Origin of the sequence: Amycolatopsis sp. CFH S0740, from assembly GCF_004522315.1 — a bacterium.
GTDB lineage: Bacteria > Actinomycetota > Actinomycetes > Mycobacteriales > Pseudonocardiaceae > Amycolatopsis > Amycolatopsis nivea.
Window position 1 is genome coordinate 204796 of record NZ_SDLS01000002.1, and the last position, 12449, is coordinate 217244.

The following is a 12449-nucleotide window of genomic DNA, read 5'->3' on the forward strand; positions in this document are numbered from 1 at the left end:
GAAGACTAGCCGGGCGGTTCTCCGCGCGCGGAACCGGTGTGCGTTCCCGGCCGATCGACTGTCCACAAAGGATCCCACAGCGCCGGTCGGGGCGCTGTCGGCTCACCTGCATGAGCACGGCGAAAACCGGTTTGTCAAGCCCTGCTCAGGCCGCTGACCTGCGACGACGATCCCGGGTCGCTAGGTGGCCGCCGACGGGCCGTGATAGGATGGAGTCAGCGAAAGGGGCAGAGGACACATGGTTTTCAAGGTCGGAGAGACCGTCGTCTACCCGCACCACGGTGCCGCACTCATCGAAGCGATCGAGACCCGCGTGATCAAGGGCGAGGAAAAGAAGTACCTCGTCCTCAAAGTCGCGCAAGGGGATCTTACGGTTCGCGTGCCCGCGGACAACGCCGAGATCGTCGGCGTGCGCGATGTCGTCGGGCAAGAAGGACTGGACAAGGTCTTCGATGTTCTGCGTGCTCCGCACACCGAAGAGCCCACGAACTGGTCTCGTCGGTACAAGGCCAACCTGGAGAAGCTCGCCTCCGGCGATGTGAACAAGGTGGCCGAAGTGGTGCGCGACCTCTGGCGGCGAGAAAAGGACCGCGGACTTTCAGCCGGCGAGAAACGCATGCTGGCGAAAGCACGGCAAATCCTGGTCAGCGAGCTCGCGCTCGCGGAGGGCACCGACGAGGGCAAGGCGGAAACGCTCCTCGACGAGGTGCTAGAGACCGCGACGGTCTGACCCCGGGTCCTCCGGTTAGCCGCCGAGGCAACCGGTTCCCTACGATCACGACCTGATGAACCCACAGGTGCACAGCGTCGCGTTCGTGACTGTCGCGCACCGTCCGGCCGATCCTGAGCTCGCGCTCGCGGCGGTCGGCGGTGCAGCACTACTCACGCACACCGTGCGGGGGCTGCTCGGCACACCGGAGATCGATCTGGTGGTCGCCGCAGCCCCCGAGCGGTGTGCGAAGTCGTTTTCCGAGGCATTGCGCGGCCTCGAATGCCGGGTCGTTCCCGGCTCCTCGCTCCGGCAGGCGTTCGCCGCCGTCGAGCCCCTGCTTGCCTCGGACGCCGTCGTACTGGTGCACGACGCGCTGCGGGCGTTCACTCCACAACGGACGGTCCGCCGCGTGCTGGCCGCGGTCCGGAACGGCGCGCCCGTCGCGGTTCCGGTGCTGCCGATGTCCGACACGGTGAAAGCCACCGACGAATCCGGAATTGTCACCGCCACCGTCGATCGCGACGGTCTTCGCAGTGCGCAAACCCCGGTTGGTTTTTCCCTTTCCGCTTTCCGTTCCGCACTCGCCGATTCCGCTGACCCCGGTCTCGCCGACACCGCGGGCGCGGCCACCGTCCCCGGCGATCCGGACGCGATGCGCGTCGCGAGCGCCTTCGAACTCACCCTCGCCGAAGCGCTCGTCGCCGGCGGAGACCGGGAGGATCCCCTGTGACCGATCTGCGGGTAGGCAACGGAGTCGACGTCCATCCGGTCGAACCGGGCCGCGAATGCTGGATGGCCGGTCTGCGGTGGCCGGGCGTCGACGGCTGCGCGGGCCACTCGGACGGCGACGTCGCGGCACACGCGCTGTGCGACGCCCTGCTGTCCGCCGCGGGCCTCGGCGATCTCGGGGCGGTCTTCGGGACCGGAGACCCGCGCATGGACGGCGCGCACGGCACCGACATGCTCGTCGAGGTGCGTGCCCTGCTGCGGGCGGAAGGCTGGCAGGTCTCCAACGCGACCGTGCAGGTCATCGGCAACCACCCGCGAATCGGGAAACGGCGCGACGAGGCGCAGCAGGTGCTGAGCGACGCGATCGGCGGACCGGTGAGCGTCTCGGGAACCACGTCGGACGGGCTCGGCCTCACCGGACGCGGCGAGGGCATCGCGGCGGTCGCGACCGCGCTGCTGATCCGCGGCTGAGTTAAATTCGCTCACCCGGAATCGTAATATTCCATTCTTCGCGATACCTGACCAGCGCTAACCACCCGGTCATCGGAAAACGATCTTCGCTAACTTCTGCGCGGGCACCCGCGGCTCATTATAGTTATTCCGCGACGTTTGCGGCGGCAGGGAGCGGGGCCGCCCGGCCAAAGGGGGACGATGCCCGTCGATGCGCATCGATTGTCCGGAGTACGTTCGATCACCGGGAGGCTGGTCGAGGAACTGCTGTCCCGTCCGGGCGGGCAGAGCAGACCGCTGCCGATCGCGGTCGCGCTCGGCGTGCGCGGTGCGGGGAAGTCGGCGCTGCTGGAGGAATTGCGCACCCGGTGCGAGGACATCCCGCACGCGCTCGTCGATTTCGAGCGGCGCGACTGGGAGCAGATCCAGCCGCGGGAACTGCTGGGCCACTTGGCGTTTGATCTCGGCCGGCAATGGCGGCAATTCGGCCGTATCGCGTTTCCTCGCTTGTGGCTGTGCATGCTCGTGCTCAGCGCTCCGGTCGAACTCGGCGACCGGCGGGCCGCACTGCGCAAACTCCGGGATCTGATCGCGCAAAACCAGCCGCTGGAACGCAATCGCGACGCGATCGTGGACGTCGTGAAGCTCGTCGGCGGCGTCACGTCGGGCAACAGCCTTCCCGGCTGGAACGAGGCGACCGAACTCCTGCTGCGCGGGCTCAGCTGGTATGACCGGCGGCGGCTGATGGGCAAGGTCAAAGCCATGCCGACCGGGCACGGCAACCACCAGGACTTCCTGATCGAAATCGCCAAGCACGCCCACGGCGACGACGAGGACCGGGCGGCGGTCGACGCGATCATCTGCGACGCCTTCCTCGCCGACCTGCGCCGCGCCTACTCCGGCATCTCCGGCACCCGCCGGACGATGAATTGCCTGGTATTGCTGGACAACGCGCACACGAAGGGCGGACAGGACTTCCTTCGCGCGCTCGCCGAGGCGCGCAGGCACACGCCGGACGAGGCCGACCCGCTGGTGGTGATCGCGACGAGCCGGACGTGGAATCCGGACTGGAGCGAAAGCTGGTCGATGGTCACCGCGCATCCGGGCAGCGACCGGGAGATCCGGCGCAACCCGGAGCACCGGACCAGCGGGCTCGACTGGCCGGTGCCGCGGCTGCCCGCGCACGTGGAAACCGATTGGATCCCCGGCCAGCCGGACAACCGCTGGTCTCCCTGGTACCTGCTGGAACTCGGCACGCTTTCCAGCGGCGACGTCGTCGATGTCGCCGCCGCGCACGACGTGCACCCGACGTCGCGGCTGCCGCGGTTCCTGTCCCGGCTCACCGACGGGCACCCCGGCGCGGTGCGCGAGGTGCTGCAGACGCTCGCCGCGCGCTACGAGCCGGGCAATCCGAACACGTTGCGGGAATCCTTGTACACCAAGGTAACCCTGGACGACGGCAGCGAGTCGACTTTGCTCGCGCAGATGTGCGACTACCTGCTCCAGGACTTTTCCACCGCGAGCCGTCAGGAACTCGTCACCGCGAGCGCCGCGGTCGACGTGGAAATGCTGTTCCACAAGGAAATTCTCGATCTGCGCAATCCGATGGGCGAGGGACCGCTGTTCAAGCAGCTCGCCGATCAGCTGTGGCTGCGGGCGGATCCGGACGACCCGTCGCGCTACGTCCTGCACCCGTGGCTGCGCCGGTTGCTGCTGCGGAAGCTGGCGACGCGCGCCGACGATCACCCGTTGAGCTGGGAAAAGGTGCACACGCGCTGCCGCGATTTCTACGAGAAGAACGGCCGCGTCGCCGCCGCTCGCTACCACGACCTGGCGCTCGAGAACGTCGAGGCGGTGGTGACGCATCTGTGCAAACCGCTCAGCGCGCCGCACGCCGAGTTCGACGTGCCGACCGCGGAAGCGTGGCTGGCCGAACTGGACACGATCACCGCCGCGCCCAACCGGCTGGTGGAGAACGCGGACCCCTACACCCAGGTGCAGCAGCGTGTCGGCGAGTGGGAAGGCGAACTGGAGACGACCGTGGCGTGGCTGGTCGTTTCGCTGTGGCTGGCGCGCGATCCGCTCGGCGACCCGGGCGGCACCCTCAACGCCACCATCGAGAGCGGATTCCACCATCTGGCCCAAGGCCGGGGACGAGGATCGATGCTGTTGCACGAGCGAGCGGAGCGCTACCGATGACGCAACGGATCAAACCGCCGCGGCCGGCGTGGGCGAAGTGGCTGTGGGGCGGCGGCGCGGTGCTGCTGGTCGTGGTGATCGTCGTCGCCGCGTTCGTCGTCGTCCCGGCGATCAGCGAGGCGAATCGCACGTGCGGCGCCGGCGTCGAGGAACGCGGTGAGAATTCCGAATGCATCGGCACGACTGACGGCGAATTCGTGTTTTCTCCCGACCTCGCTGATGTGGAAAACAGAATTCATCAGGAAAATACCGAAACCGTCGGTTCCGGGAAGCCGTACGTGACCATCGCGGTGCTCCTGCCGATGACGCTCACCGACCACGACATTCTTTCCCGCGAATGGGTACGGCATCAGCTCGAAGGGGCGTATGTCGCCCAGCACCGGGCCAACAAAACGCAGTCGTGGGGCAGCGTGCCGCTCATCCGGCTGCTGCTGGCCAACCCCGGCAGCCAGCTCAAACAGTGGGAGCCGGTGGTCGACGACCTGATCGACCGGACCGGAGCCGACCGGATCGTGGGCGTGACCGGCATCGGGCTGAGCCTCGACACCGCGCGCAGCGCCATCCAGAAGCTGTCCGAGCACCGTGTCCCGGTCGTCGCCTCGCACCTGGCCGCCGATGAGTTTTCGCAGATCCCGGGCTTCCTGCGGGTGTCCCCGACCAGCTCGACCTACGGCAGTTCGATGGCGGGCTACGTGAAGCCGACCGCGCACACCGCGACCGTCGTGCAGGACCAGAACCCGGGCGACCTGTACCCGAAGACGCTGGCCACGGCGTTCACCAAGACGTTCGCCGACGCCACGCACCGGATCGTCGGGCGCACCGAGTCCTACGACTCCAGCCTGCCCGGGATCGAGAACACCTTCCTGCAGATGATGCCCAACATCTGCGGCGACAACCCGGACGTCGTGTACTTCGCCGGCCGCGAGGACCACCTGAAGTCGTTCGTCGCGCAGCTCGCCCAGCGGCCCTGCCTCGACAAACACCTCACCGTGCTGACCGGCGACCTCGCCCAGGTCGGCCCGCCCGGCCCGGAGATGCGCCGCGGCCTCCAGGCGAACGTCACGGTGCTCGCGCCGGGACTCGCGCATCCGCAGGCCTGGCGCGACCATCCGGAGTCGTTCAACAAGGCGGCCGTCGCGAGCTTCGAGGAACCCGGGTGCGCCGGTTGCTTCACCGCGGTCTTCCCGAGGGAACGGCTGGACGACGGCATCGCGATCCTGGCGCACGACGCGGTGCTGACCGTGATCTGGGCCATCCGCGGCATCCCGCGGGTGTCTCCGGAGCAGGTCACCGCGCAGGACGTGCTGCAGGCGAGGAACCGGCTGCACGGACAGTCCGCGGTCCCGGGAGCGAGCGGCATGATCTCGTTCGACGACCGCGGCGACCCGGTGAACAAGGCGGTGCCGATCCTGCGCGTCCGGCTCGACGCGACGCCGGAGTTCGTGGAGCTTTACGTCCCGGCGGCGTGAGCCGGGCACCACAAACGGGCGGCGGCGCACCCGGGTCGCCCGATAGGGTTGGCGCGTGGCCATCAACGCGGTGTTGTTCGACTTCTCCGGCACTCTTTTCCGGCTTGAGCAGCAGGACGGCTGGCTCGAGGACGTGCGCGACGACGACGGCGAGGCGCTCGACGTCGAAGCGCAGACCGAGCTGATGCGGCGGATGACCGCGCCGGTCGAGCAGTCCGTCGAACTCGACGAGGAGCACCTGTACGCCTGGCACAACCGCGACCGCGACCCGGAGCTGCACCGGAAGGTGTACCTCGAGGTGCTGCGGCTGTCCGGCGTGCCCCGGCGCGACCAGGCCGAGGCGCTGTACGCCCAGCTCATCGCCCCGGACCAGTGGACGCCCTACCCGGACACCGAGGCCGCGCTCAAGGCGGTCGCGAGCAGCGGGCGCAAGGCGGGCGTGCTGAGCAACATCGCGTTCGACATCCGGCCCGCGTTCGGCCAGCGCGGCTGGGACGCGCACGTCGCCGAGTTCACCCTGTCCTTCGAGGTCGGAGCGGTGAAGCCGGAGCCGGAGATCTTCCAGTCGGCGATCGAGCGGCTCGGCGTGCGCGCCGAGGAGACGCTGATGGTCGGCGACAGCGAGGAGGCCGACGGCGGCGCCCGTGCGCTGGGCTGCCGGTTCGCCCTGGTCGACCCGCTGCCCACGGCGCAGCGGCCGGACGCGCTGCTGGGCGTGCTGCGGGAGCACGGCGTGCTCTGACGTCCTGCGACGTCTCCCACAGTGCCCCCGGTACCCTTTACCTCGTGGCTTTGCACCTGTACGACACCGCGACCCGTGCCCCCCGGGAGTTCTCTCCCGTCCGCAGCGGAACGGCGTCGATCTACGTGTGTGGTGCCACCGTGCAGGGAGTACCGCATATCGGGCACGTCCGCGGCATGCTGAATTACGACGTGCTCCGCCGCTGGCTGCTCCACAGTGGACTGGACGTCCTGCTGGTCCGCAACGTCACCGACATCGACGACAAGATCCTCGCCAAGGCCGCCGACGCCGGTCGTCCCTGGTGGGAATGGGCGGCGACGCACGAGCGGGCGTTCGAGAAGGCGTACGAGGATCTCGGCTGCCTCCCGCCGTCGGTCACGCCGCGCGCGACCGGGCACGTCACGCAGATGGTCCAGCTGATGGAGCGGCTGATCGAAGCCGGGCACGCGTACGCCGTCGACGGCGACGTGTACTTCTCGGTGAAGTCGTTCCCCGAGTACGGCACGCTGTCGGGACAGCAGCTCGACGAGGTCCAGCAGGGCGAGACGCCGACCCGCGGCAAGCGTGATTCGCGCGACTTCACGCTGTGGAAGAGCGCGAAGCCGGGCGAGCCGTCGTGGCCGACGCCGTGGGGCGAGGGGCGTCCCGGCTGGCACCTGGAGTGCTCGGCGATGGCGACCAACTACCTCGGCGCCGAGTTCGACATCCACGGCGGCGGCGTTGACCTGGTGTTCCCGCACCACGAGAACGAACGCGCACAGTCGAACGCGGCGGGCGACGGGTTCGCCCGCTACTGGCTGCACAACGCGTGGGTGACCATGTCCGGCGAGAAGATGTCGAAGTCGCTGGGCAACACGGTCGCGATCCCGGCGATGCTGGAGCGCTACCGCGCGCCCGAACTGCGCTACTACCTGGTGCAGCCGCACTACCGGTCCACCGTCGAGTACTCCGAAGGCGCGGTGACCGAAGCCGCGCAGGGCTACCGGCGGATCGAAGCGTTCCTGCGCCGGGCGGAGTCGGCCGGTTCGGTGGACATCGGCCCGGTCTCCCCGGAATTCGCCGCGGCGATGGACGACGACCTGGCGACGCCCGCCGCGTTCGCCGTGGTGCACAACACGGTCCGCGACGGTAACGCCGCCCTCGACGGGGGCGACACCACGAAGGCACTCGAATTGGCCGGCACGGTCCGCGGGATGACCGCCGTGCTCGGCATCGACCCGCTGTCGCCGGACTGGGCGGACGGCGGCTCGGACACTCCCGTCCGCGACGCGCTGGGCACGCTCGTGGAAGCCCTGCTGGCCGAACGCCAGGAGGCCCGTGCGGCGAAGGACTTCGCCCGCGCGGACGCCGCCCGCGACCGTCTCGTGGCGGCGGGGATCGCGGTGGAAGACACCCCGAACGGTCCGCAATGGACGGTCAGGAACTCCTGACCTCCTCGCGGCAGCAGAGATTGAGGATTCATGGCAGGCAACTCACAGCGCAAAGGTGCCATCCGCAAGACCGGCACCAAGAAGGGCGCCGTCGTCGGTTCGGGCGGGCAGCGGCGCAAGGCGCTCGAGGGCAAGGGCCCGACGCCGAGGGCTGAGGACCGGCCCGGGCACAAGGCGTACCGCGCTGCCAACGCCGCCAACAAGCGCGACCAGGCCCGGCAGAAGAAGGCCGACCGCCCGGAGCTGATCGCCGGCCGCAACCCGGTCGTCGAGGCGCTGCGCGCGGACGTGCCGGGCACGGCGCTGTACGTCGCGCTCAACATCGACATCGACGACCGGGTCAACGAGGCCGTCCGGCTGGCCGGTGACAAGGGCATCTCCATTCTGGAGATCCCGCGCGAGGAACTGGACCGCAAGACCAACCGGGCCATGCACCAGGGCCTCGGCCTGCAGGTGCCGCCGTTCGAGTACGCGCACCCGGACGACCTCATGCAGGCTGCGCGCGACTCGGGCAACACCCCGCTGTTCGTCGCGCTCGACGGCGTCACCGACCCGCGCAACCTCGGCGCGGTGATCCGCTCCGCCGCGGCGTTCGGCGCGCAGGGCGTGCTGCTGCCGGAACGCCGCAGCGCCGGAATGACCGCGGTCGCGTGGCGCACGAGTGCTGGTACCGCGGCGAAGCTGCCGATCGCGGTCGCCACGAACCTCACGCGCCAGCTGCGCGCGTGGGCTTCGAAGGGCCTGATGATCGTCGGCCTCGACGCCGACGGCACGGTCGACATCGACGCGCTCGAACTGGCCGCAGACCCGCTGGTCGTCGTCCTGGGCTCGGAAGGCCGCGGCCTGTCCCGGCTGGTCCGCGAAACCTGCGACGCGACCGTCTCGATCCCGATGGCGGCCGGCGTGGAATCGCTGAACGCCTCGGTCGCCGCCGGGGTGCTGCTGGCCGAGGTCGCCCGCCGTCGCCGGATCGCCGGACGCGTCTGAGTTTTTCGCTGGAATCAACGGGCTGTTATCGTTGATAACATGCCCGAAGACGCGCGCGCCCGCATCATCACGGCCGCACTGGACCTGCTGACCAGCGACGGCCCGGACGCGGTGTCGACCCGTGCGGTGAGCTCGGCGGCAGGCGTCCAACCTCCGACGATTTATCGACTGTTCGGAGACAAGGACGGTCTGCTCGACGCCATCACCGTCCAGGGCTACGAGGATTACCTGGAGGCGAAAACCGCCGAGCCGCCCGCCGAGGACCCACTGGACGACCTGCGGCGGGGCTGGGATCAGCACCTGGAGTTCGGCCTAGCCAACCCCGCGCTGTACCGGCTGATGACCACCCGTCCCGGCCGTTCGCCCGCGCTGGAGAAGTCCCTGGAGATCCTCGCGACGCGCGTCAGCCGCATCGCTTCAGCCGGACGACTCCGGGTGCCAGAGCCGCTTGCGGCGGCCTTGATCCACGCCGCCGGTTCGGGGGCGACGTTGAGCCTGATCTCGACGCCTGCGGATTCCCGCGACCTCGCGGTCTCGGCCGCGGCCCGGGAAGCGGTGATCGCAGCGATCACCACGGACCGGCCGGTGTCCCGCACACCTGGTCCCGCCGCGGCGGCTACGGCTTTGCGGGCGGTGCTGCCGCAGGTGTCGGGGTTGAGTGCGGCGGAGAAGGCATTGATGGGTGAGTGGTTGGACCGGATCACCGACTGAGCCTGGACGCTTCGCTTGCGCGGCTCTCTCGGGCTGCTTCCGCTGGTGGTCGCGCATCTTCACGGCCAGCGCTCTTCCGCTCCGGGGGCCCGGCTGCCGTCGCGCTGCCGTGTCGTGGGTCCATCACCTTCGCGCTCCGCCGCCCCAACCGCCGCTCGCGCACTGCCATCGCGCGCCCATCAACATCCCGCTCCGCCGCCCCCACATCGCACGCTCACCACTCTCGCGACCGCGCACCAATCGCCGCCCCGCGCACTGCCCGCGCGCCCACCGTCCCCGCGCGTTACCCCGTCGCACGCCCACCGCTCTCCCGCACCAACCCCACCCCGCCCTGCCCTCTCGCGCACCCACCGCCCTTCCACCCAGCCGCCGCCCCCGGCCTGCCGCCCGCCCCATGAGACTCCCCGCCCCAGCCACGGCGCAGCTCCACGACCCGCCCACTTCCCCGTCGCGAAGGGCGAAATCCCCCCAAATCCGTCACCCTCGGTGATTCGTGCTGTGATCCGTCGGGCATCGCCCCGCGAAGCCACCCGCTCGGGCTAAGGTCTCCTCCGGAACCGAGGGGGTCCGTCACCGATGTCGTTCGTTTCGCCGCTGTTCTTGTGGTACTTCATGCCCGCGGTGCTGATCGCGGTCCTGGTGTGCCCGCGCAGTTGGCGCAACGGCATCGTCGCGGTCGCGAGCTTGCTGTTCTACACGATCGGCGCCGGCCCGTACCTGTTCCTGCTGCTGCTCTGCATGGCGGTGAACTTCCTGGCCGGACCCGCGCTGGAGCCGAGCCCGTGGGACGTCCGCGGCACGCGCCGGAAGCGGATCCTGATCGGCGTCATCACGCTCGACGTCCTCGTGCTCGTCATCTGGAAGTACGCCGGTTTCGCGACGCAGCAGATCGCCGCCGTCGCGCACTGGTTCGGCGGCGACCTGGGCGTCGCGAACATCGTGGTGCCGATCGGCATTTCCTTCTACACCTTCCACCACATCTCGTACGTGGTGGACATCTACCGCGGCGAGCGGCACGCGCTGCGCAACCCGGTGTCGTTCGCCGCGTACATCGCGATGTTCCCGCAGTTGGTGGCGGGTCCCATCGTGCGCTACCGGGAGATCGCCGACCAGCTTCCGCAACGGCGTTCGCACCGGCTGGACGACATCGCGGCGGGCTTCCCGAGGTTCGCGCTGGGCCTGTGCAAGAAGTCGATCATCGCCGACTCGCTCAGCCCGATGGTCGAAGCCTGCTTCTCGACCCCCGCGAACCAGATGACCTTCACGACGGCCTGGCTCGGCGCGATCGGCTACACCCTGCAGCTGTTCTTCGACTTCTCCGGCTACTCGGACATGGCGATCGGCCTCGGCCGCATGCTCGGCTTCCGGTTGCCGGAGAACTTCGCGCGCCCGTACTCGTCGGTGACGATCACGGAGTTCTGGCGCCGCTGGCACATGTCGCTGTCCCGCTGGTTCCGCGACTACGTCTACATCCCGCTGGGCGGCAACCGTTCGGGCGCCGGAAAGACGTACCGGAACCTGTCGATCGTCTTCGTGCTGACCGGTTTCTGGCACGGCGCGCAATGGACGTTCCTGATCTGGGGCTGCTACCACGGCGCACTTCTGGTCATCGAACGCCGCTTCCACCTCGGCGACGCTCCCGCCAGCCCGGTCGCCCGCATCGCCCGCCGAGTGCTGACCCTGATCCTGGTCGTGTTCGGCTGGGTCTTCTTCCGCTCAGCCGATCTGGGTCATGCGCTGTCGATGATCGGCCACATGCTGATCCCGGATTTCGGCGGCCTCGGCGACGTCGTGGAAAGCGCGCTGACGAACCAGCGGCTGGTGATCCTGCTGCTGGCGCTGATCGTGTTCATCCTCCCGGCGCATCCGGTGACCGGCCCGCTGCTGGAATCGTCCCGAAGCCGCGGAGCGACCGCACTGCGCATCGGGGTCATGACGGTGGGCCTGGTTTACGCGGCGATCTTGGTGGCTACGGGGACGTTCAGCCCGTTCCTGTACTACCAGTTCTGATCGCGGAGCCGCTTTATTCCGGTTGACGTCCCGGACAGGCGAACGTCAGGCTTCCCGCATGAGGTCAGCAGCCAGCAACGGCGGGGAGCGGTTTCGCGACCAACAGCTGTGGATAGGGGATTTCACCGCTGACGAGGTGCTGGTTCGTTGCCCTCGTTGTGAGCGCTGCGCGAAAGTCGTCGTCGTACCAGGCGCGCCGCCGACTGAGAGGATCCTGTTCGCCCCGAGACGGCTAGTGTGCGGCCGTTGCGGTCACACTCAGGACGCGCGAAACTCCGTTCAGCTCGCGCCAGTTCCGCTGGGGAACGCGCGTGATCCTTTCCTGCAGCACCCGTTGTGGCTGCAAACCGACTTCGACGGACATGTGCTGTGGGCCTACAACGAACGACACCTGGACTACCTCGAAGCCTATGTCGCCGCTCGGATTCGGGAGCAGCAGTTGCCCGCGGACGGCGGGGGTCTACGCCTCATGACCATGCTCGCCGCGCTTCCGACCTGGCTGAAAGCCGCGAAGAACCGCGAACGGATCCTGCGCCGAATCGGCCGGATGCGCGCGACTCTCCGGCCTTCGGCACCAGACGACCGATCCGTCGAGGGTAAGCTTCGCTCATCGCCCTGACGGAAGGCCCGGACCGATGACTGACCCGACCGAGCCGCCAGACCTGTCGTCCACCCCGAATGTCATCCCGTACGTCGACCCGCACGACGGCCCGCGGCGATTGCTCATGATCGACATTTCCACGCACATCTTCCACGCCGGTGCGTACATCCCGATCGCGGGAATCGACGGCCGCCAGTACGTCGTTTCCTGGGGCACCGTGTCGTTCGAGATTCCCGCTGACCGCAACGTCCACGTCAGCGTGCACCTGCAGAGCAACGGCGGGGCCGGGTACACGCCGTCGCCGTTCGCGTCGATCATTTTGTACCCGAACCCGTTGCCGCAACGCCTGTCGACCCAGTTCGTACGGGCAGGCATGGGAGCGCTCGTACCGCTGCCGTAAGTCGCGCCC

The 12449-nt window shown here is 68.8% G+C and carries 12 protein-coding genes; all 12 read left to right on the forward strand.

Annotation, left to right across the window (positions count from 1 at the left end):
• Positions 1-238: 238 nt before the first annotated feature.
• The 12 genes from EIZ45_RS04220 to EIZ45_RS04275 all read left to right on the forward strand — a co-directional run bounded on the left by EIZ45_RS04220 (position 239) and on the right by EIZ45_RS04275 (position 12440).
• Positions 239-730 carry a CarD family transcriptional regulator gene (locus EIZ45_RS04220; RefSeq protein WP_009084200.1) on the forward strand — a complete coding sequence of 164 codons (492 nt, stop codon included), beginning with the start codon at positions 239-241 and terminating at the stop codon, positions 728-730.
• Between the two features lie 67 nt (positions 731-797).
• Positions 798-1442 carry a 2-C-methyl-D-erythritol 4-phosphate cytidylyltransferase gene (locus tag EIZ45_RS04225; RefSeq protein ID WP_167756354.1) on the forward strand — a complete coding sequence of 215 codons (645 nt, stop codon included), beginning with the start codon at positions 798-800 and terminating at the stop codon, positions 1440-1442.
• A 5-nt stretch (positions 1443-1447) separates the two neighbouring features.
• Positions 1448-1912 (forward strand): 2-C-methyl-D-erythritol 2,4-cyclodiphosphate synthase, encoded by a 465-nt coding sequence (ispF, locus tag EIZ45_RS04230; RefSeq protein WP_043827349.1) that lies wholly within the window; start codon positions 1448-1450, stop codon positions 1910-1912.
• Between the two features lie 180 nt (positions 1913-2092).
• Positions 2093-4090, forward strand: a complete 1998-nt coding sequence (locus EIZ45_RS04235) for a hypothetical protein (protein ID WP_134661955.1) — start codon at positions 2093-2095, stop codon at positions 4088-4090.
• Positions 4087-5559 carry an ABC transporter substrate-binding protein gene (locus EIZ45_RS04240; protein WP_134661956.1) on the forward strand — a complete coding sequence of 491 codons (1473 nt, stop codon included), beginning with the start codon at positions 4087-4089 and terminating at the stop codon, positions 5557-5559. The genes EIZ45_RS04235 and EIZ45_RS04240 overlap by 4 nt, the downstream gene beginning before the upstream one ends.
• A 55-nt stretch (positions 5560-5614) precedes the next feature.
• On the forward strand, positions 5615-6301 hold the full coding sequence (locus tag EIZ45_RS04245; RefSeq protein WP_043827186.1) for an HAD family hydrolase: 687 nt from the start codon (positions 5615-5617) through the stop codon (positions 6299-6301).
• Positions 6302-6345: 44 nt separating this feature from the next.
• Complete coding sequence (gene cysS / locus EIZ45_RS04250) at positions 6346-7731, forward strand: cysteine--tRNA ligase (protein WP_134661957.1); 1386 nt, start codon at positions 6346-6348, stop codon at positions 7729-7731.
• 30 nt (positions 7732-7761) lie between these two features.
• Complete coding sequence (gene rlmB / locus EIZ45_RS04255; RefSeq protein WP_134661958.1) at positions 7762-8718, forward strand: 23S rRNA (guanosine(2251)-2'-O)-methyltransferase RlmB; 957 nt, start codon at positions 7762-7764, stop codon at positions 8716-8718.
• A gap of 39 nt (positions 8719-8757) precedes the next feature.
• Complete coding sequence (locus EIZ45_RS04260) at positions 8758-9429, forward strand: TetR/AcrR family transcriptional regulator (protein ID WP_134661959.1); 672 nt, start codon at positions 8758-8760, stop codon at positions 9427-9429.
• Positions 9430-10005: 576 nt separating this feature from the next.
• Positions 10006-11439 (forward strand): MBOAT family protein, encoded by a 1434-nt coding sequence (locus tag EIZ45_RS04265; protein WP_037808156.1) that lies wholly within the window; start codon positions 10006-10008, stop codon positions 11437-11439.
• A gap of 58 nt (positions 11440-11497) precedes the next feature.
• Positions 11498-12058 (forward strand): hypothetical protein, encoded by a 561-nt coding sequence (locus EIZ45_RS04270; RefSeq protein ID WP_134661960.1) that lies wholly within the window; start codon positions 11498-11500, stop codon positions 12056-12058.
• A 16-nt stretch (positions 12059-12074) separates the two neighbouring features.
• The gene (locus EIZ45_RS04275) at positions 12075-12440 is read left to right on the forward strand and encodes a hypothetical protein (RefSeq protein ID WP_037808158.1); all 366 of its coding nucleotides are present in this window, start codon (positions 12075-12077) and stop codon (positions 12438-12440) included.
• The last annotated feature ends 9 nt before the right edge of the window (positions 12441-12449 follow it).